We start from the raw sequence: 18,884 nt of genomic DNA, 5'->3' as shown, positions 1-18,884 counted from the left end.
CTGAATACACCTCACGCGCGGACCCGGTGCCTGTGCGCTGATGATGCACACGAACGGTGGGACCGCGCGCGAAGTGAGGGGGGTGTGACTACATAGCCGCCAGGGGCTCGCTGCCGGACCAGTCGTGGCCCCAGTAGCTGTCGGCGGTGATCTCCTCCGCGGAGTAGTACTTCTCGTCCACCCGCATGCCCTCGGTTCCGAATTCGATGTCCCAGCCTCCGGGAGCGCGAACGTAGAACGAGACCATCTTGTCGTTGGTGTGCCTGCCCAGCGTCGAGGAGACCGAGAAGCCGTCCTTGACGACGCGGTCGAGCGCCTGGCCGACGGCGTCGAGGGTGTCGACCTCGACCATGATGTGCACCAGGCCGGGGGCACCGCCGTGCGGGGCGGGGCACAGCGCCAGGCTGTGGTGGCGCTCGTTGACGCCCATGAAGCGCACCCGCATCGGGCCGAACTCCGGCGGTGCCGGGATGCGGAACGCGCCGCGCGGCAGGAACCCGAGCACCTCGGTGTAGAAGGCGAAGGCACCGTTGATGTCCATCACCGGCAGCACCACGTGGCCGAGACCCTGTGCGCCCGTGACGAACTTGGCACCGAACGGGGTGACGACCGGGCTGTGGTCGAGGACCGCGCCGTGGAAGATCTCGAGGGTGGCACCGGTCGGATCCTGGAAGGTGATGACCTCCTCCACCCGGCGGGCGTCGGCCTCCTCCAGCGAGAGCGGCTTGACCGCGATGCCCGCGGCCTCGACGGCCTCCTGCACTCGGACCAGGGCGGCGTGGTCGCGCACCTCCCAGCCAATGGTGACGACCTCGTCGGCGTCACCCGGCACGATGACGATGCGCGCGGCGCGCTCGTCCATCCGCAGATAGATGGCGTTCTCGTCCGGACCCGAGCCCTCGGCGAAGCCGAGCACGTCGAAGGCGAACTTGCGCCAGCGCTCCATGTCGTTGGTCTGGACCTTGATGTAGCCCAAGCCCTTGATGTCAGTCATGTGTTGTCCTTCTTCTGTTTTCAGTGCTTGTGCGGGACCGGATCAGATCATCGACTTGAGGTTTTCGGCCGGGTCGAGACCGAGCGAGCTCACCGCGGAAGCGTGGTAGACGGTGCTGGGCACGTGGATGGCGTGGGCCAGGCCGGCGTGCGCGTCACGCCAGTACCGCTGCAGCGGCTTGTCCATGCGCAGCGCGTTGCCGCCGGAGCGGGCGAAGATCTGGTCGACGGCGCCGACGGCGCGCCAGGCGGCACGGACCTGGGTGCGACGACCGGCCGCGCGATCCGCGAAGGAGACCTCCTTGCCGGATTCGACGATGTCCCACATCTTGTCGACGTTCGCGAGCAGTTCCTGGCGGGCGGCATTGATGTCCGCGGCGGCCTCGCCGATCGCGAACAGCACGTACGGGTCGTCCTTGACCGCGGTGCCCTGCGCCCCGACCCGGTCACGCTGGTAGTCCAGGTGGGCGGCCAGCGCGCCCTCGGCGATGCCGATGACGGCGGAGGAGATGCCGAGCGGGAACATGTTGGACCAGGGCATCTTGTAGAGGGTCTCGGTCATGCCGGCGTTCTTCTGCGCGGTTCCGTTGATCACCTCGTCGCCGTCCATCACCCGGTAGGAGGGCACGAAGGCGTCCCGCACGATGACGTCCTTGGATCCGGTTCCCTTGAGGCCCACGACGTTCCAGGAATCCTCGACGATCTCGTAATCCTTGCGCGGCAGGATCATGTGTAGCATGCGCGGCGGCAGCGCCATGTTGCCGTCCTTGTCGCCTTCCATGGCGCCCAGGAAGATCCAGTCACAGTGATCGGTGCCGGAGGAGAACTGCCAGCGGCCGTTGAAGATGTAGCCACCGTCGACCGGCTTGGCGATGCCGGTGGGCGCGTACGGCGACGCGATCCAGGTGTCGTTGTCCTGGCCCCACACCTCTTCCTGGACCTTCGGGTCCGCGAAGGCCAGCTGCCAGGGGTGCACGCCGACGATGCCGCACACCCAGCCGGTGGCCGGATCGAGCGAGGCCGCCTTCATGACGGTCTCCGAGAACTCACGGGGATGCGCCTCGAAGCCGCCGTACTGCTTGGGCTGCAGCAGCTTGATCGGGCCTGCCGCCTTGAGCTTCTTCGCGGTGTCGTCGGGCAGGCGGCCGATCCGCTCGGCCTCCGTTGCCTGGTCGCGGATCTGATCCGCGATCTCGATGAGGTTGTCGATGGCCTTGTTGGTCATGGTGATGTTCCTTCTTGTCTAGCTGTGAGGCTGGAAGTCGGTGGTGGTTCAGGCGTTGGTCTGGAGCGGGACGACGCCGTTGGCGATGTTCTCGGCGACCTCCGCCTCCCAGCTCTTCACGGCCCGATCGGTGTCGATCTCGAATTCGAAGCGCTTGGTCATGTCCTCGGTGATGTCCTCGACATCCACGTAGAACTGCTTGTACCAACGGCGCAGCTGGTACACGGGGCCGTCCTCCTCGGACAGCAGCGGGTTGTCGATGGGCGCCTTGTTCTTCCAGATCTCGACGTCCTGCTCGAAGCCCATCTCGACTCCCTCGGCGAACTGCTTGGCCATCGCCTCGGCCGCCTCGTCCGACATGCCCTGCGGCTTCTTGACCATCGCGCCGTACTGCAGCACGAAGGAGTTCTCGTCGACCGGGTAGTGGCAGTTGACGAGGACCGTCTCGATCGTCATCCCCTGGGCATCGCTCCAGAGCCAGTCGATCATGTAGGACGGGCCGAAGTACGAGGCGTCCGAACGCAGGGTGGAGTTCGGATCGTCGTAGCTGGTGCCGACCGAGATGTCGTGGCGCGGGGTCGAACGCATGTACTGGGTGGCCACGTGACCCTCGAAGACGTTCTTGAAGAAGCGCGGGAACGAGTAGTGCACGTAGAAGAAGTGCGCCATGTCCACCACGTTGTCGACGATCTCGCGGCAGTGCGAGCCCTCGATCAGCATGGAGTTCCAGGTCAAGGCGGTCCACTCGTCGGTGCCGAAACCCTCGATCTCAGGGATGGTCACCTCGTCGGTGGGCTTGCTGCCCTGCGGGTCGTGCCACACGTACAGCTGGCCGTTGCGCTCGAGCGTCGGCCAGGCGCGGGTGCGCGCGAGCGGGGGAACGCGGCGGGCGTAGGGGATGTCCGTGCACTTGCCGTTGCCGCCCCAGCGCCAGTCGTGGAACGGGCAGGCGATCGAGTCACCCTTGACGGTGCCCTGGGCGAGATTGCCGCCCATGTGCCGGCAGAACGCGTCGAGCACGTTGATCTTGCCGTCCGACTCCGACTGGAACACGACCAGCGACGTGCCGAAGGCCTTGACCTCGTGCGGCTTTCCGTCCTGGAACGACTTCAGCAGGCCAAGGCAGTGCCAACCACGGGCAAACCGGGTAGGGGCCGCCGCCGCCTCGATCATCCTGACCTCGTCGGCTTCGGACTTGGATTGCAGCGCCATTGCCACCTCTTCTCTCACTCTCGAGACAAACGCGCTCGAGAAACGCACTGATGTGATGCGCCTCATACTTCGGGGCGACGGCATGCGAGTTCATGGGGCCTTCCCGCTGACCGGGACGATTTCGCCCCCGCCCAGCAAGCCGGTGCCCGGGGTCTCCCGATCAGCGGGAAGGGGATGCCGTCGAACCCTCTCGCGGACCTAACGTCGCGGTATCCGAACTGATCGAAGGAGGTGCGGATCGATGATCACCACAACCGCAGCGAGCACGGTGGGGGCGCCGTTCACCGGCGTCACCGTCGACCTGGAGCGCGGCAAGATCCTCGAGTTCGCGGAGGCCATCCGCTCCACCCACGGCGCGTACCGCGACGCCGAGCGTCCGGTGGTGCCGCCGACCTACCTCTGCTTCGAAGGGCTCGTGCCGGGTTCGGCCCGGCCGGATCAGCAGGCCATGCCCGCCGAGCAGGACTGCCGGTTCTTCGGCCCCCCGCCGCGGGCAGGCGATCGGCTCAACGTGCACTCCCGCGGCAACGAGTCCGAGCAGCTGACCGAGTTCCGCGACGCCGAGGGCAGGCTGATCGCCGACTCCTGGTCGCACGGCTCGGCGACCGACGCCGTCGCCTCCGGCCTGCTGGCCAACTTCGCCACCGACTGGCTGGGCCCGGAGTCGGTGCGGCGGTTCCGGACCCGGTTCCTCGAGCGGGTATCCGAGGGGGACACCCTGGCCTGTTCCGGTGAGGTACTGCAGGAATACGTCCAGGACGGCGAGCCGCGGGTGGACGTGGTGCTCACCGCGGTCCGGCCCGGCGGCGCGGTCGCCGCCAAGGCCTGGGCGACGTTCGCGCGCGCTAGCTGACCACGGGGCGGGAACCGAGCCGGGCGGCGCCCGCGCCGATCTTGTTCAGCGCCCATTCGAGCGGACCCCGCCCGAGGTAGTGCCGCCACAGAGTGGCAAAGATCAACGGCACCGCCAGGAACCAGAGCAGGGTCGCCCACGACTGGGTGAACGACTCGGTGCGCAGCAGGAGCGCCAAGGCGACGATGTGCCCGGCGTAGATCGTCAGCGGCATCGAACCGAGCGCGGCCAGCGGCACCAGGATACGCGGGACGACCCTCGCCGCGAGCAGGCACAGGCCGAGAACGGCGACGGCGACGCCGCCGGACCCCACGACCTCGAACACGGTCCCGCTGTGCGGGGTGCTGGTGAGCATCCACTGCCAGGGATCGGTGCCGACGGTGCCGAAGCTCCCCATCCGGAGCAGGTCCGCGAGCAGCTGGGCACCCTCGCCCGGCATCATCTCGTCCAGGTGGGCCACCAGCGCGTCCTTGCCGCCGAACAGGTTCAGCGCCACCCAGGACCCGCCGAGCCCGAGCACGGCCAGCGCCGAGCCGAGCGCGACCAGGACGAGGCCCGCCCGCTCACGCCGCAGGCCCCAGCGACCGATGGCCATGCCCGCGAGCAGGAACGGCACCCAGGTGAGCACCGGGTAGGTGCCCTCCAGCAGGATCACCGAACCGAGGTGCCGGACCCCGTCGACCGAGGTGAGCATGTCGAATCGCGCGGTCTCGCCGAAGGTGCCGGGCACGTCCATGTGCGAACGGATGGCAAACGAGAGCAGCGGGCCCGCTACGGCGGCCACGGCCGCGACGGCGGTCAGCCACTGCCAGCTCAGCCGCAGCAGTGGGAGCGCGATCAGGAACAGGACCGCGTACGTCGCGAGGATGACCATCGCCGGGGAACCGAGCTGGGTGAGAACGAGGCCGAGGACGAAGAGGGCGAGGGCGCGCGCGGCGATGGACCTGCGCGCCGCGACTAGCCCGGGCCCCGCGGGCGGGCGGGTGCCGCCGGTGGTGAGGGCAAGCGATACGCCGGCGAGCACCGCGAAGAGAATGGCGGATCGGCCGCTGAGCGCGAAGAAGGCGAACTCGCCGATCTGTTCGGCACTGGCGGTGTGCACAGCGATCATGCCGAGCACGGCGAGGCCCCGCGCGACGTCCACGCCCACAATCCGGGGGAGTGAGCGGGGAGTCGGCGGGGCCTCGGCCTGGGACAAGATCTGGGTCATCGCACGCTTTCGGTCGCCTGGTGATCGTGTTGCGATCCGAACGTATTGCCGCGGCGACCCGTTGTCGTCAGGCCTGGAGCTGATCCCGGGTCCGACCACGGTATGACCCGCGGACCGAATCCGGGCGAGCGGTCAGCTGGCGACCATGTCCTCCGGACCCCAGATCGCCTTCATGGTGGTGATCTTGGCGTCGTCGTCGAAGGTCATCACGTCGATGACGGAGATCTCGACCTTCTGATCACCCATGATGGTGGTGAGGGTGAAGTTGAAGGCGGCCGTGCCCGCCGCGATCTTGACGACGCCCAGCTCGGCGGTCTGCTCGAGCGGCTCGATGATGCCGTAGAACTCGCGCAGCGACTCCTCGGTGGTCCGCGGGTCGGTGCCGACCGGATCCTCGACGGTGGCGCCGGGCGCGTACAGCGCCAGGACGTCGTCCACGGTGCCGCCCGCCACCGACTTCACGTAGCTCTCGATGGTGTTCAGGATGTCTTCGCGTGATGCCGCCATGCCGGTACCCCTTCATTGTTAGAACCTGTTCTAGTTGCGAGGGTACCGGCGATGCCGGCGGGATTCCATGGAACGAGGAGCCGGCATCGTCCGCCCTCCTCGTCCGGTTCGTCCGGATTCGCTGGGCCGCAGCTCACGATGTGATAACCGTGGCCTCCGAAAGTCGTTCGGGCCGCGGCAATCCGGTGTTACGGTGCCGCGCATGCCTATCCAGCACGGGGGTTTCTGGGTACGAATGGGTGTGGCCGCCTTGGCGGTCGGCGTCGCGATCGGGGGTGGCACGTCGGTCGGCACCGCCGTCGCGCAATCCTCCGGCAGCGCCGGAGGTGAGGGGTCGGTTGGCACCGGGTCCCTGACGGACGGCACGGCCTCGGACGGCACGCCCTTGAACGGGACGACGCTGATCACCGGCTCTCTCGGAACCGGCTCCGCCGCCGGATCACCGCTGGGGTCCGCGATTCCGGGCGTGGTCGGCTCGGTGATCCCGGGACCTGATCTCGATCCCCCGCCCCTCGAGACGCTGCGCGCCGAGATGCTGCCCAAACCGATCGGGGACCCGTTCTTCGACGTGTACCCGCCCGGCCTGCCCGGCATGACCAACGGCCAGGTCATCGAGACCCGTGATGTGACGCCTGCCGCCCGAGCGCTCCTGCGCGGGCCGGTGCGGGAGGTGCGCCAGATCAAGGTGAAGAGCACCGACGCGGCAGGCGCGCCGTCGTTCGCGACCGCGACTCTCGTCGTGCCCGCCACGCCCTGGCCCGGCCCGGGACCGCGGCCGGTCCTGGTCAACAACGTGCCGATCAACGGGCTCGGGCGGAGCTGCACCCCGGGCCACACCCTCGGAAACGGGATCACACCGACGGAGAACTTCCTCGAGCTGGTCCGGCCCGTCACCACGAAGGCCGAGGAACGCGGCTACGCGGTGCTCATCCCGGATCACGAGGGGCCCCGGATGGCGTACGCCGAACCCTTCGTCGCCGGGCACGCGATCCTCGACACGATCCGCGGCATGCGCACCGTGTTCCCCGCCGAGTTCGGCAGCAGCAAGCTCGCCATGATGGGCTACTCCGGCGGTTCGATCGCGACGCACGGCGCGGTCAAGCTGATCGACTCCTACGCCCCCGAACTGGCGGGCGACATCGTCGGCGCCGCGATGGGCGGGATACCGGCAGACTTCGAGATGCTCGGACGCACCATGAACGGCAACCTCGCCGGGGGGCTGTTCCTCGCGGCGCTGTTCGGGATCACGAGGGAGAACCCCGAGATCCTCCCGCTGATCAACACTCTCGGTCAGCGACTGAGCATCACGTCCATCAAGGACCAGTGCGCGAACACCCTCGCGCTGGCCGGCGTCCTCGGGATACCGGCCGAAGCACTCGCGAATGTGAAGCAAGCGCTGGATTCACCTGTCGCACATGACATCTACACGAAGATGAAGATGGCGGACCGTAAGTCCGGCACGCCGCTGTACATCTACAGCGGTGGTCAGGAGTTCTGGATCCCGGCGCTCGGCTCCCGCAACCTGTACGACGAGCAGTGCGGCTACGGCGTGCGCGCGCTGTACCGGCAGGTACCCGGCGAACACATCCTCGGCGAACTCACCGGGAACTCCGGGGCATTCGACTGGGTCGACGCCCGGCTGCGCGGGGAACCGGCACCGACCGAGTGCTGACGACGGCTTCGCCACCTGTGTGCGGTTAGCGGGTCTCTGGACCCGCTAACCGCGCACGGGCAGCGGAGCTGCCTACTTGACGATGTTGACCATCTTGCCCGGCACCACGATCACCTTGCGGGGCGCGTTGCCCTCCAGGAGGGCGACGATCTTCTCGTCGGCCAGGGCCGCGGCCTCGATGGACTTCGGGTCGGCGTCGGCCGCCACGGTGAGCCGGCTGCGCAGCTTGCCGTTGACCTGGATCGGGTACTCGACGGTGTCGTCGACCAGCCACTTGTCCTCGGCCAGCGGGAACGGGCCGTGCGCAAGCGAGGTCTCGTGCCCGAGCCGGGACCACAGCTCCTCGGCGAGGTGCGGGGCCAGCGGGCCGAGCATGAGCACCAGCGGCTCGACCGCCGACCGCGGCGCCCCGTTCGGGTACTCCTTGGTCAGGTGGTTGTTCAGCTCGATCAGCTTGGCCGCCGCGGTGTTGTCGCGCAGCGCGGCGTAGTCCGCGTTGACGCCGTCGATCGTCTTGTTCAGCGCGCGCAGGGTGTCGTCGGTCGGCGCCTCGTCGGTGACCCGGAGCTCGCCGGTCTCCTCGTCGACGACCGTGCGCCAGACGCGCTGCAGGAACCGGTGCGACCCGACGACGTCCTTGGTCGCCCACGGACGTGAGGTGTCAAGCGGCCCCATCGACATCTCGTACACGCGCAGGGTGTCCGCGCCGTACTCCTCGCAGATCTCGTCCGGCGCAACGGAATTCTTCAGGGACTTGCCCATCTTGCCGTGCTCACGGTGGACCGGCTCGTCGCCGTGGAAGTACTTACCGTCGCGCTCGGTGACCTCCTCCGCGGGCACGTAGACGCCCCGCGAGTCGGTGTAGGCGTAGGCCTGGATGTAGCCCTGGTTGTAGAGCCGGCGGTACGGCTCGCTCGAGCTCACGTAGCCGAGGTCGAAGAGAACCTTGTGCCAGAACCGCGAGTACAGCAGGTGCAGCACCGCGTGCTCGACGCCGCCGACGTACAGGTCGACGCCGCCCGGGTCGTTCGGGCCGTGCAGCTCGGGACGCGGACCCATCCAGTACTGCTCGTTCTCCTTGGCGCAGAACTCGTCGTCGTTGGTCGGGTCGATGTAGCGCAGCTGGTACCAGGAGCTGCCCGCCCACTGCGGCATCACGTTGGTGTCGCGGTGGTAGCTCTGCAGCCCGTCGCCGAGATCGAGCTCGACGTTCACCCAGTCGGTGGCCTTCGCCAGCGGCGGGGACGGCTCGGAGTTCTCGTCGTTCGGGTCGAAGGAGACCGGTGCGTAGTCCTCGACCTCCGGGAGTTCCACCGGCAGCATCGATTCCGGCAGCGGGTGGGCGACGCCGTCCGCGCCGTAGACGATCGGGAAGGGCTCGCCCCAGTACCGTTGACGGGCGAACAGCCAGTCCCGCAGCTTGTACTGGATGGTGCCCTTGCCGGTGCCGTCCGCCTCCAGGCGCGCGGTGATGGCGGCCTTGGCCTCCGCGACGCCGAGCCCGTCCAGGTAGTCCGAGTTCACCAGTGGACCGTCGCCCGTGAAGGCGGCCTCGGTGATGTCGCCGCCCGCGATGACCTCGACGATGTCGAGGCCGAAGGTGGTCGCGAACTCCCAGTCGCGCTGATCGTGCCCTGGCACCGCCATGATCGCGCCGGTGCCGTATCCGGTGAGCACGTAGTCCGCGATGAAGATCGGCAGCCGGTGCCCGTTGACGGGATTCACCGCATACTCGCCGAGGAAGACGCCGGTCTTCTCCTTGTTCTCCTGCCGCTCCAGGTCCGTCTTCGCGGCGATGGAGGCGCGGTAGGCGGCGACGGCCTCGGCCGGGCTGGCCGCGCCGCCGGTCCAGCGGGGGTCCACGTCGTCGGCGTACGAGCCCGACGCCAGCCGGTCGACCAGCTCGTGCTCGGGGGCGAGGGTGACATAGGTGGCACCGAACAGGGTGTCGGGGCGGGTGGTGAAGACCTCGATCGCGACGTCGTCGACCGCCGGGTCAACGCCGAACCGGACCTGGGCACCGTGCGAGCGCCCGATCCAGTTGCGCTGCATGGCCTTGACCTTGTCCGGCCAGTCCAGGAACTCGAGGTCGTCGACGAGGCGGTCCGAGTACGCGGTGATGCGCATCATCCACTGCTGCAGGTGCTTGCGGAACACCGGGAAGTTGCCGCGGTCGCTGCGGCCGTCCGCGGTGACCTCCTCGTTGGCCAGCACGGTGCCGAGCCCGGGGCACCAGTTGACCATCGAATCCGACCGGTAGACAAGGCGATACGAGTCGATCACCGTGCGGCGCTCACCCGTGTCGAGCGCGGTCCATGACCGGCCGTCCGGGGCGGTGCGGGCACCGGACTCGAACTCCGCCTCGAGCTCCGCGATGGGGCGGGCCCGCTTGAGGTCGATGTCGTACCAGGCGTTGAAGATCTGCAGGAAGATCCACTGCGTCCAGTGGTAGAAGTCCACATCGGTGGTTGCCAGCGAGCGCCGCTCGTCGTGGCCGAGCCCGAGCCGACGCAGCTGCCGCTTCATGTTCTGGATGTTCGACTCGGTGGTGGTGCGCGGGTGGGTTCCGGTCTGCACCGCGTACTGCTCGGCGGGCAGGCCGAAGGCGTCGTAGCCGAGGGTGTGCAGCACGTTGTGCCCGTGCATGCGGTGGTAGCGCGCGAACACGTCGGTCGCGATGTAGCCGAGCGGGTGCCCGACGTGCAGGCCCGAGCCGGACGGGTACGGGAACATGTCCTGGACGAAGAGCTTGTCCGCAGGCAGCTCCCCGGCGAGATCGCCGACCGGGTTCGGCGCGTTGAAGGTGCCGCGCTCACTCCACAGCTCCTGCCACCGCCGCTCGATCCGACCCGCGAGCTCCGCGGTGTATCGGTGCTGAGGGGTGGCGTCGTCCGCTGGCTGCTGCACTGGCTCGGTCACGTGTTTCGCTATCTACTCTGCGCTGAGCTCGGCGTCTCGGCGCTGGTTCTCGGGCATGGATTACCGTCGACCAGCCTAAGGTGTCACCCGAATAGTCCCGGTCATCGGTCCCCGCCGTACCCTGGACCCGTGGTCATCGTCGCAACCGTGCTGTTCGTAGTCGCCCTCGCCGTCGGCGTGGTGGCGGTCGCCGGGATCGCCGGCCGGCTGCCACGCAACCGCTGGGCCGGCGTCACCACCCCCGAGGCTCTCGCCAGCGACGACGCCTTCCGCCTCGCCAACCGCATCGCCGCGCCCACCATGGCCGCGGCCGCGTTGTTGCTGGTCATCGGCGGTGTCGGTGCCCTCGCCTTCGGCACGGCAGGAGGACTCCTCGCCGTCGCTGTCGCCGTGGTCGCGGCCCTGGTCACCGCCGGGTACGGCGGATCCATGGGAGCCCGCGCCGCCGCGGCGGCCGCCCCTGCCGGTGGCTGTGGCCACGACTGCGGCTGCGGCAGCCCCGCCGAGCCGGAGTCCGCGGAGTTCGCCGCCAACGCTGCCGACGCCGCGGCCGCCGCGGACTGCGGCATGGACTCATGCGGGTCTTGCGCCCTCAAGGGCGCCTGCCTGCCCAGCTGAACGGGTCCGCACGTCGGCACCTGGTTGAATCGGCGCCCATGAGCAATTCCCGGACCTTCGATCCGGCCGGCGTCCTGTTCGGCATCGGTCTGCCCGCGCTCGCGGCCGCCGTAGGCCTGACACTCACCCGGCTCTGGTCCCCGCGCCTGCCCGAGACCATCGCCACGCACTGGTCCGGGAGCGGCCCCGACGGCTTCAGTACGCCCGGGTCGCTGGCCGCGACCATGGTGATCGTGATCCTCCTCGTCGGATGCGGCGCCAGCGCGATCGCCGCCCTCGCGGGCGCGATGCTGATGATGCGCCGCGCGATGCTGATCGTCGGCCTGACGGTGGTCGGCCTACTGCTCACCCTGTGGATCGCGCTCCTCGCCGCGCAACTGGATCTCGCAACGGCCGTGAACGTGACGCTGCCGATGTGGTGGATCGGGCTCGGGATCGTGGCAGGCGCGGCCGTCGGCGTCCTCGGGGCGTCGACCCTGCGCGACTATCGCGAACGATCCGCGGCGACCACGCCGCCGGACCCGCGACTGCCGCGCGGGCCGCTGGACCTGCCGATCACCCTGCGGCTCGGGCTCGGCCCCACGACCACGGCGGTGCTGCTCGGGATCGGCGCGGCGATCACCGCGGGGCTCTGCGCCCGGGCGGGCTCGTGGTGGCCGGTCGCGGTCTTCGTGCCGGTCTCGGTGCTGATGGTCGGGCTGCTGCGCTTCCGGGTCACCCTCGACGAGACCGGCCTGTGGGTGCGCAACATGGGCATGACCGTGGTCGGGTACGGGGTCGAGGAGCTGGTCGGGGCCGCCGTCGAGGAGGTGAACCCGTCCAGGGACTTCGGCGGGTGGGGGCTGCGCCTGAAGGGCCGCGGCAACTACGGGGTGGTCACCACCACCGGGCCCGCGGTGGTCTTCACGGCCGCGAACGGTCAGCGGCTGACGGTCACCACGCCGCGTGCCGAGGAGATGGCAGGCGCGCTGAACGCCCTCGCGGACCGGCGGCTGGCCGACCGCTGACATTCGGCCCCGGATTATCGTTACCGATGTGAAGTTCTTGAGCAGGTTCTACATCGACGGGTTCATCCTGTCGATCATCGCGGTGGCCGTCGTGGCCAGCATCTTCCCCGCATCCGGTGGCGGGCAGACCGCACTGGACTGGGCCACCAAGATCGCGATCGCGCTGCTGTTCCTGCTCTACGGCGTCCGGCTGCACCCGCGCGAGGCGCTCGAGGGGCTCAAGCACTGGCGCCTGCACTCGGTGGTGCTGGCGTCGACCTACCTGCTGTTCCCGCTGATCGGACTCGCGCTGCGCGTGCTGGCGCCGACGGTCCTCACCGACGAGCTGTACACCGGCGTGCTCTACATGTGCCTGGTGCCCTCGACGGTCCAGTCGTCCATCGCGTTCACCTCGATCGCGCGCGGCAACGTCGCGGGGGCGGTCGTCAGCGCCTCGTTCTCGAATCTCATCGGGGTGTTCATCACCCCACTGCTGGTGATCCTGCTGATGAACACCACCGGCGAGGCCACCGTCGACGCGTCCTCGATCGTCGACATCGTGCTGCAGCTGCTGCTGCCGTTCGTCATCGGTCAGCTGATCCGACCGTGGGTGACCGGCTGGCTGCAGCGGCACGCCGCACCGACCAAGATCGTCGACCGCGGCTCGATCCTGCTCGTGGTGTACTCGGCGTTCAGCGCGGGCATGAACGAGCACGCGTGGAGCGGGCTCTCCGCCTGGCGGGTGCTGGCGCTGGTCGCGGTCTGCTGCGCGATCCTCGCGACGGTGCTCGGGGTGACGGCCTTCGCCGGGCGCGCGCTCGGGTTCTCGCTGCCGGACCGGATCGTGATCCTCTTCTGTGGGTCCAAGAAGTCGCTCGCGACCGGGCTGCCGATGGCCTCGGTGCTCTTCGCCGGGCAGCCGGTCGGCCTGATCGTGTTGCCGCTGATGATCTTCCATCAGATCCAGCTGATCGTCTGCGCCGCGCTGGCGCAGCGGTTCGCCCGCCGCCAGGACCCGGAACCGGCGGCCTCGGCACCGGGCCGGTGAACCGCTCGGTCCGGGCTGGTCAGTTCCGGTCGACGTCGATCGGGTGCGTCGCGAGCAGCGCGAGGGGGAGTGGCTGGCGGCGCAGGACGTGCGCCCAGAGATCGATCCGCGGCGGGCCGATCACGTCGGACGGCAGCGCGGACAGCACGGTCCAGTCGTCGCGCTGCAACTCCGAGTCCAGCTGCCCCATGGTCCAGCCCGAGTACCCCGCGAAGACCCGCACGCCCTCGATGAGCGGGCCGACGGCGTCCGGATCGGAATCGAGGTCGACCATGACCACCCGGCCGTCCACCCGGCGCACCCCGGAGACCCCGTCGATGTTGGCACCGGTACGCAGCGTGGCCAGGCACAGCGCCGAGTCCCGCTTCACCGGGCCGCCGATGAACAGCGCCCGCGGATTGGCGCACAGCTCGGTCCACTGGGGCAGCACCGCCTGCACCGCGGTCTCGCTCGGCCGGTTGATCACCACACCCAGGCTGCCCGCGTCGTTGTGCTCGATGACGTAGACCACGGTGCGGCGGAAGGCCGGCTCGGTGAGCTCGGTCGAGGAGATCAGCAGACTGCCCGGGCGCACGATCGGTTCGGTCGGCGCCATCCGGTCCTCGGGTTCTTCTGCGTGGTCCACCGGACAATCATCGCACCGGCGGACGACACGCGTGCCGGGTAACGCGCCGCCCGACCGGCCGCCTCACTCCGGCGGGGCGAGCCCGACGATCTCGTCCAGCACCGACAGGTGGTGCTCGAACAGCGCCCGCGGGTCCGCGAAGGTGTCCGGCCCGTACTGACCGAACACCTCGAAGTTCACCGCGCCGAACAGCGAGGACCAGGCCAGGACCCCGCGCGCCAGCGCCTCATCGGGCAGGTCGAGACCCAGTTCCGCCCGGATCGCCCGCAGGTTCTCGCGCAGCGACTCACCGATCGGAATTGTCTGCGGGACAACGAGATCACCGGATCGGTTGGCCTCATCGAAGATCCGGACCAGCACGCCGACCACGCGGGTGCCCGGCCCGGTGGTGCGTTCGGCCGGCGCCCGGTAACCCGGCACGGGACTGCCGAACAGCAGCCCGTAGCACGCCGGCTCCGCCAGCGCCCAGTCCCGGACCGCGTGCCCGACGGCGTGCAGCCGGGCCCGCGGATCTCCTGCGGGCACGGCGGCCACCGCCGCGTCCACCGCGTCGCCCAGTTCGGTGTACCCCTCCACGACGAGCAGGGTGAGCAGTTCGTCGCGACTGCCCACGTATCGATACACGGCCGAGGAGACCACCCCGAGGTCCCTCGCGACCGCCCGCAGCGACAGCGCCGCCGCCCCGTCCCTGGCCAGGTGCTCCCGGCCGATCCGGGTGATGTCGGCCAGGGTCTGCTCGCGTGCGCGTTCGCGCGGGGTACCGGTCACCGCCCCAGCCTGACCGGTTTCGTGAGCACTGTCAACAAAAGAGAGCAGTGCTCTTGACATTCCTCCGAAGTCGGCGCACTGTTGCTTCGAGAGCAGTGCTCTCGAAGTTCCGATAACCACACCCAGGAGTGATTGCGATGTCGACAGTGCAGGTAGTGACCGGCGCGGGACCCGTCGGATGGACGGTCGCCGACCAGTTGGCGGCACAGGGACACCGGGTCCGTGTGCTGACCAGGTCCGGCTCCGGGCCCGAGCGCCCCAATGTGGAGCGGCTCCGCGTCGACGTCTCCGTGCCTGGCGCGCTCGACGCCGCGCTCGAGGGCGCCGCTGCGGTGTTCCACTGCACCCACGGCTCGGCGTACTCGGCCGAGGCCTGGCGACGCGAACTGCCCTCCACCGAGCGGGCCGTGCTCGCGGCCGCCGGCCGGGCCGGAGCCGTCGTGGTGTTCCCGGAGAGCCTGTACTCCTACGGGCAGGTCGACGGTCCCATCACCGAGGACACCCCGCGCGAGGCCCGCGACGGCAAGCTGGGCATCCGCACCGAGCTGCTGCGCCAGCGCGAGGCCTCGGACACCGCCACCGTCAGCGTGGCCGCCTCCGACTTCTTCGGGCCTCGGGTGCTGATGGCGCACGCGGGCGAACGGATGGTTCCGATCATCCTGTCGGGCAAGACCGTTCGCGTCATGGGCGGCCTCGACACCCCACACTCGTTCACCTACGTGCCCGACCTCGCGGCGGCCATGATCGCCGCGGCCGCCGACCCCTCGCTGTGGAACTCGGTCCTGCACGCCCCGACCAGCCCCGCGATCACCCAGCGCGCCATGGTGCACGCCTACGCCGCGGCGGCGGGCGTGCCGGACCCGAAGACCGGCGTGCTGCCCGGCTGGCTGCTCCGCGGCGCCGGATTGGTGCACCGCGACAGCCGCGAGCTGGCCGAGATGCTGTACCAGTTCGAGCGTCCGTTCGTGCTGGACTCCGCCCGCAGCGAGCGACTGCTCGGCCTGGCGCCGACCCCGCTGGCCGAGGCGGCCGCCGCCACCGTCGCGTGGTGGCGCGCACGGGAGCTCGCGCCCGCACCGCGATAGGGTCAGCTGGTGGTGAACTCGACGCCGGGAAGCGCGACGCCGGGGGATCCGACGCCATCCGATCCGACCCCGACCGACCCGACGCGCGGGCACGGCGGCCTGCGCTCCGTGCTGCGCCGGTCACCAGGACTCGGCCGACTCACCACCGTCCGCTTCGCGAGCCAGTTCGGCGACGGGCTCTTCCAGGCCGCGCTCGGCGGCGCGATCCTGTTCAATCCCGAACGGGAGACCGATCCCATCGCGATCGCCGCGGGGTTCGCGGTGCTGCTGCTGCCCTACTCGCTGGTCGGCCCCTTCGCAGGCGCCCTGCTCGACCGATGGGACCGGCGCGCGGTCCTGATGTGGGCAAACCTGCTGCGCGGCGGCCTGATCCTGGCGGCCGCGGCCGTGCTCCTGACCGGCGGACCACAGACCCCGTTGCTGCTGCTCGCGCTCGCCGCGGTCGGGGTCAGCCGCTTCGTGCTGGCTGGGGTGTCGGCGTCACTACCGAACGTGGTACGCCAATCCTGGCTGGTGTCAACGAATTCCGTGCTGGCCACCGCGGGGGCCGGGGTCTCCGCCGCGGGCGCCGGGACGGCGGTCGCACTCCTCGGAGTGCTCGGCGAGGGGGATCGGGGCTCCGGCCTCACGGTCGCCCTCGCCTCCGCCGGTTCCGCGATCGGCGCCCTCGCCGCGGCCGGCTTCGCCGCACACCGACTCGGACCGACCGGCGACCTCGCCGAGGCCGGTCCGACCGGCCTCGACGCCGTCCGGGCGGTGCTGGCAGGCCTGCGCACCGGGGCCGCCGCCGTGTGGGGCGCCCCCGGCGTCACCACCGCGATGATCGGAATCGGCGTGCACCGCATCGTGTTCGGGATCAACACGCTGATCATGGTGCTGATCCTCCGGGATCCCTCGTATGCGGGCGCGCTGCCGGGCGGGTTCGCGGGATTCGGGGTCGCGGTCGGCGCCGCGGCGGCGGGCATGCTGCTCGCCGCGGCAGTCACCCCGTTTCTCATCCCACGCATCGGCAGGTCCCCGACCGTCGTGGGCGCGCTGGTATTCGCGACCGCCGTGCAACTGGGGGTGATCTCCGGGCTCACCCAGCCGATGCTGCTGGTCGGCGCGTTCCTGCTCGGCCTCGCCGGGCAGACGATCAAGCTCACCGGGGACGCGGCGATGCAGATCGACATCGACGACGCCCGGCGCGGGCAGGTGTTCGCGTTGCAGGACACCGTGTTCAACATGGCGTTCATCGGCGCGCTGGCCGCCGCGGCGACGGTGGTCGCCCCCGATGGGCACTCACCGGGACTCGTCCTCGCCGGGGCCGCGGCGTACGGGCTCGGCCTGGTGGCGGTGGCGGCGAACTCGCTGCGTCGCGCGTCGCGCTGAGCGCCCGCGCCGCCCGCGATCAACCGGGACCGCGGGCGACGGTGTCCAGCCGGCCGTCGCCGTCGGTATCGGACAGCGTCACGTCCGCGGACCCGTCGGACCGCTCGTCGACCTCGATCGCGACGTAGGGGCCGGCCGGGCCCGACCGGAGCAGGGTGACGTCGACCAGCGAGTCCCCGTCGGTGTCGATCACCACGATGTCGGGGGCGCCGTCGAGATCGAGATCGACCTCCACCGGCAGCGCGTCCTCGCTGCCCGGCACCCTACGGTCCACGCCCCCTGCGTCCGTCCAGCGCAGCTCGTGCCCGGCCTCGGCGGGGGGCGGCGGGACCTCGAGGTCCCAGACCCCGGTACCCGAGGCGTCCTCGAAGTACCGACCCTCGTCACCCACGTCCAGCACCGAACGATCCGCGCCCCCGTCCCCGTCGCTGTCCCACATCGCGTCGTCGAGCAGACCGTCGCCGTCGAAGTCAAGGCTCACCGCGTCCGCGACCCCGATGCCGCCGAGGTCCAGATCCGCCTCGGACGCCCAGTCCCGCGGCGCCCCCTCGCCGGTGCCGAACGAGTACTCCACCAGTCCCATACGTGTTGGACGCGCGAGGGGCGACGCCGGTTCCGACCGCGACTGTCGGGGCGCGCTACCTCCGGGCTTCGAGCGCGTCCAGGATGAGGTCCAGGCCGTAGCCGAACTCGCTCGTGTGGTCGTAGCCCGGCTGCAGGGCGTGGTCGACGATCATCTCGGTGAGGTACGGCAACTCGGCCGCAGGGAGCTGCTCGAGGATGCTGCCCGCCACTTCCTCGACATCGCCCGGCGTCGTCACCGGCAGGTTCGCCTCTTGGAGGACGAACCCGCCGACGTAGCTGTCGACCAGCGAGACGGCGTGCGCGGCCATCGGCAGCGCGAATCCGGCCTCCCGGAGGACGCCGAGGACGGCGTCGTGGTGGCGTAGCGTCGCCGGACCCGGGTTGCGACGGGAGTCCATGAGGCCGAGGGCCCAACTGTGCTGTGACAGGACAGTGCGCGCGGAGGAAGCGCGGACCCGGATCGCGTCGCGCCAGTCGTCGCACCGAGCATCGGGTAGCTCAATCGCCGCGAACACCGCGTCGACCACACCGTCGAGGATCGCGTCCTTGTTCGGTACGTGGTGGTAGAGCGACATCGCCTCCACGCCGAGTTCCTGCGCCACCCGGCGCATCGTGATCGCCTCCACGCCACCGCGATCCGCGACCCGGATCGCGGCTTCCAACACGAGATCTCGGCTGAGTGGTCGCCGTGGCGGCTGCGGTGATGGTGACACGAGGGCTCAACTCCAGGGTGCGGAAATGTTGACAAGCTTACAGGCGTAAGTCAGCCTTACAGGTGTAAGGACTCCCGCCGGGAATCGACCGAACGAGGGAAGGAGAGCCCGATGCCGATGCCGAGGTGGTGGGGCCACGTCAACAAGCGGGTGTTCAACCCTCGCGCGATCGCGGGCGGGAAGTGGCCGGTGCTGACTCACGTGGGTCGCACCTCCGGCGCCACCTACCGCACACCGCTCGACGCGTATCCCGTCGACGGTGGCTACCTGTTCGTTCTGGTGTACGGATCGCGCTCGGACTGGGTGCAGAACGTCCTGGCGGCCGACGGTGCGCGGCTCCGAGTCGACGGGCGGGAGTTCGATCTCGCCGCGCCACGCCTCGTCGGGGAATCCGAGGCGTTCCAGGCCCTCTCCGACGACGTTGCGCGCCCACCGAGGCTGCTCCGCATCAGCGAGTTCCTCCGGATGGACCTGGTCGCGGACTGACGAGAGGT

General features: G+C 69.8%; 18 protein-coding genes. 8 read left to right on the top strand and 10 right to left on the bottom strand.

Annotated elements, in window-relative coordinates:
• Positions 1 to 88 precede the first annotated feature (88 nt).
• The 3 genes from bphC to FCG67_RS04265 are packed head-to-tail and all read right to left on the bottom strand — an operon-like array spanning position 89 to position 3,430.
• A complete protein-coding gene (gene bphC, locus FCG67_RS04275) occupies positions 89 to 994 on the bottom strand; it encodes a biphenyl-2,3-diol 1,2-dioxygenase (protein WP_136907457.1) in 906 nt (301 codons plus the stop codon).
• 42 nt (positions 995 to 1,036) lie between these two features.
• The gene (locus FCG67_RS04270) at positions 1,037 to 2,218 is read right to left on the bottom strand and encodes an acyl-CoA dehydrogenase family protein (RefSeq protein WP_136907455.1); all 1,182 of its coding nucleotides are present in this window, start codon (positions 2,216 to 2,218) and stop codon (positions 1,037 to 1,039) included.
• 48 nt (positions 2,219 to 2,266) lie between these two features.
• A complete protein-coding gene (locus FCG67_RS04265; protein WP_136907453.1) occupies positions 2,267 to 3,430 on the bottom strand; it encodes a 3-ketosteroid-9-alpha-monooxygenase, oxygenase component in 1,164 nt (387 codons plus the stop codon).
• A 241-nt stretch (positions 3,431 to 3,671) separates the two neighbouring features.
• On the opposite strand from FCG67_RS04265, the gene FCG67_RS25320 reads away from it, so the two are divergent.
• Positions 3,672 to 4,283, top strand: coding sequence for an FAS1-like dehydratase domain-containing protein (locus tag FCG67_RS25320; RefSeq protein WP_246044832.1), 612 nt, complete (start codon positions 3,672 to 3,674; stop codon positions 4,281 to 4,283).
• Here the strand turns inward: FCG67_RS25320 and FCG67_RS04255 are convergent.
• Positions 4,276 to 5,493, bottom strand: a complete 1,218-nt coding sequence (locus tag FCG67_RS04255) for a heparan-alpha-glucosaminide N-acetyltransferase domain-containing protein (protein ID WP_136907451.1) — start codon at positions 5,491 to 5,493, stop codon at positions 4,276 to 4,278. The genes FCG67_RS25320 and FCG67_RS04255 overlap by 8 nt on opposite strands.
• A 132-nt stretch (positions 5,494 to 5,625) precedes the next feature.
• On the bottom strand, positions 5,626 to 6,000 hold the full coding sequence (locus tag FCG67_RS04250) for a nuclear transport factor 2 family protein (protein ID WP_077039956.1): 375 nt from the start codon (positions 5,998 to 6,000) through the stop codon (positions 5,626 to 5,628).
• Positions 6,001 to 6,202: 202 nt separating this feature from the next.
• Between FCG67_RS04250 and FCG67_RS04245 the strand changes: the two genes are divergently transcribed.
• Entirely contained in the window at positions 6,203 to 7,672 is a 1,470-nt protein-coding gene (locus tag FCG67_RS04245; RefSeq protein WP_246044831.1) for a lipase family protein, read from the top strand.
• Between the two features lie 72 nt (positions 7,673 to 7,744).
• Here the strand turns inward: FCG67_RS04245 and leuS are convergent, their stop codons facing one another.
• A complete protein-coding gene (gene leuS, locus FCG67_RS04240) occupies positions 7,745 to 10,591 on the bottom strand; it encodes a leucine--tRNA ligase (RefSeq protein WP_136907449.1) in 2,847 nt (948 codons plus the stop codon).
• 129 nt (positions 10,592 to 10,720) lie between these two features.
• Between leuS and FCG67_RS04235 the strand changes: the two genes are divergently transcribed.
• Genes FCG67_RS04235 through FCG67_RS04225 form a run of 3 tightly spaced genes read left to right on the top strand, consistent with a single transcriptional unit; the run spans position 10,721 to position 13,243 of the window.
• Positions 10,721 to 11,209 carry an SdpI family protein gene (locus FCG67_RS04235; protein ID WP_136907447.1) on the top strand — a complete coding sequence of 163 codons (489 nt, stop codon included), beginning with the start codon at positions 10,721 to 10,723 and terminating at the stop codon, positions 11,207 to 11,209.
• Positions 11,210 to 11,247: 38 nt separating this feature from the next.
• Complete coding sequence (locus tag FCG67_RS04230; protein WP_136907445.1) at positions 11,248 to 12,216, top strand: DUF1648 domain-containing protein; 969 nt, start codon at positions 11,248 to 11,250, stop codon at positions 12,214 to 12,216.
• A 28-nt stretch (positions 12,217 to 12,244) separates the two neighbouring features.
• The gene (locus FCG67_RS04225; protein ID WP_136907443.1) at positions 12,245 to 13,243 is read left to right on the top strand and encodes a bile acid:sodium symporter family protein; all 999 of its coding nucleotides are present in this window, start codon (positions 12,245 to 12,247) and stop codon (positions 13,241 to 13,243) included.
• A 19-nt stretch (positions 13,244 to 13,262) separates the two neighbouring features.
• On the opposite strand, the gene FCG67_RS04220 is transcribed toward FCG67_RS04225, so the two are convergent.
• Complete coding sequence (locus tag FCG67_RS04220) at positions 13,263 to 13,868, bottom strand: YqgE/AlgH family protein (RefSeq protein WP_097210777.1); 606 nt, start codon at positions 13,866 to 13,868, stop codon at positions 13,263 to 13,265.
• 63 nt (positions 13,869 to 13,931) lie between these two features.
• Positions 13,932 to 14,636, bottom strand: a complete 705-nt coding sequence (locus tag FCG67_RS04215; RefSeq protein WP_136907442.1) for a TetR/AcrR family transcriptional regulator — start codon at positions 14,634 to 14,636, stop codon at positions 13,932 to 13,934.
• A gap of 137 nt (positions 14,637 to 14,773) precedes the next feature.
• On the opposite strand from FCG67_RS04215, the gene FCG67_RS04210 reads away from it, so the two are divergent.
• Both FCG67_RS04210 and FCG67_RS04205 read left to right on the top strand, forming a co-directional pair.
• Positions 14,774 to 15,721 carry an NAD-dependent epimerase/dehydratase family protein gene (locus FCG67_RS04210; protein WP_136907440.1) on the top strand — a complete coding sequence of 316 codons (948 nt, stop codon included), beginning with the start codon at positions 14,774 to 14,776 and terminating at the stop codon, positions 15,719 to 15,721.
• A 99-nt stretch (positions 15,722 to 15,820) separates the two neighbouring features.
• Positions 15,821 to 17,092 (top strand): MFS transporter, encoded by a 1,272-nt coding sequence (locus tag FCG67_RS04205; protein WP_136908057.1) that lies wholly within the window; start codon positions 15,821 to 15,823, stop codon positions 17,090 to 17,092.
• A 19-nt stretch (positions 17,093 to 17,111) separates the two neighbouring features.
• Here FCG67_RS04205 and FCG67_RS04200 read toward each other — a convergent pair whose 3' ends face one another.
• Complete coding sequence (locus FCG67_RS04200; RefSeq protein WP_425467792.1) at positions 17,112 to 17,666, bottom strand: hypothetical protein; 555 nt, start codon at positions 17,664 to 17,666, stop codon at positions 17,112 to 17,114.
• A 64-nt stretch (positions 17,667 to 17,730) separates the two neighbouring features.
• Positions 17,731 to 18,339, bottom strand: a complete 609-nt coding sequence (locus FCG67_RS04195) for a TetR/AcrR family transcriptional regulator (protein WP_211243123.1) — start codon at positions 18,337 to 18,339, stop codon at positions 17,731 to 17,733.
• A gap of 162 nt (positions 18,340 to 18,501) precedes the next feature.
• Here FCG67_RS04195 and FCG67_RS04190 point away from each other — a divergent pair, with 162 nt between their 5' ends.
• Positions 18,502 to 18,876, top strand: a complete 375-nt coding sequence (locus FCG67_RS04190; RefSeq protein WP_136907434.1) for a nitroreductase family deazaflavin-dependent oxidoreductase — start codon at positions 18,502 to 18,504, stop codon at positions 18,874 to 18,876.
• The last annotated feature ends 8 nt before the right edge of the window (positions 18,877 to 18,884 follow it).

The organism is Rhodococcus oryzae, from assembly GCF_005049235.1.
Classification (GTDB): domain Bacteria; phylum Actinomycetota; class Actinomycetes; order Mycobacteriales; family Mycobacteriaceae; genus Rhodococcus_G; species Rhodococcus_G oryzae.
Note: the sequence above shows the minus strand (reverse complement) of the source record. Positions and strands in the feature narration are given on the sequence as shown.

What these genes read in the sequence shown, in the direction of transcription:
- FCG67_RS04255 (WP_136907451.1), bottom strand. Translation starts at nt 5,493, where the DNA reads ATGACCCAGATCTTGTCCCAGGCCGAGGCCCCGCCGACTCCCCGCTCA.
- FCG67_RS04190 (WP_136907434.1), top strand. Translation starts at nt 18,502, where the DNA reads ATGCCGATGCCGAGGTGGTGGGGCCACGTCAACAAGCGGGTGTTCAAC.
- FCG67_RS04210 (WP_136907440.1), top strand. Translation starts at nt 14,774, where the DNA reads ATGTCGACAGTGCAGGTAGTGACCGGCGCGGGACCCGTCGGATGGACG.
- FCG67_RS04250 (WP_077039956.1), bottom strand. Translation starts at nt 6,000, where the DNA reads ATGGCGGCATCACGCGAAGACATCCTGAACACCATCGAGAGCTACGTG.
- FCG67_RS04230 (WP_136907445.1), top strand. Translation starts at nt 11,248, where the DNA reads ATGAGCAATTCCCGGACCTTCGATCCGGCCGGCGTCCTGTTCGGCATC.
- FCG67_RS04270 (WP_136907455.1), bottom strand. Translation starts at nt 2,218, where the DNA reads ATGACCAACAAGGCCATCGACAACCTCATCGAGATCGCGGATCAGATC.
- FCG67_RS04245 (WP_246044831.1), top strand. Translation starts at nt 6,203, where the DNA reads ATGCCTATCCAGCACGGGGGTTTCTGGGTACGAATGGGTGTGGCCGCC.
- FCG67_RS04265 (WP_136907453.1), bottom strand. Translation starts at nt 3,430, where the DNA reads ATGGCGCTGCAATCCAAGTCCGAAGCCGACGAGGTCAGGATGATCGAG.
- FCG67_RS25320 (WP_246044832.1), top strand. Translation starts at nt 3,672, where the DNA reads ATGATCACCACAACCGCAGCGAGCACGGTGGGGGCGCCGTTCACCGGC.
- bphC (WP_136907457.1), bottom strand. Translation starts at nt 994, where the DNA reads ATGACTGACATCAAGGGCTTGGGCTACATCAAGGTCCAGACCAACGAC.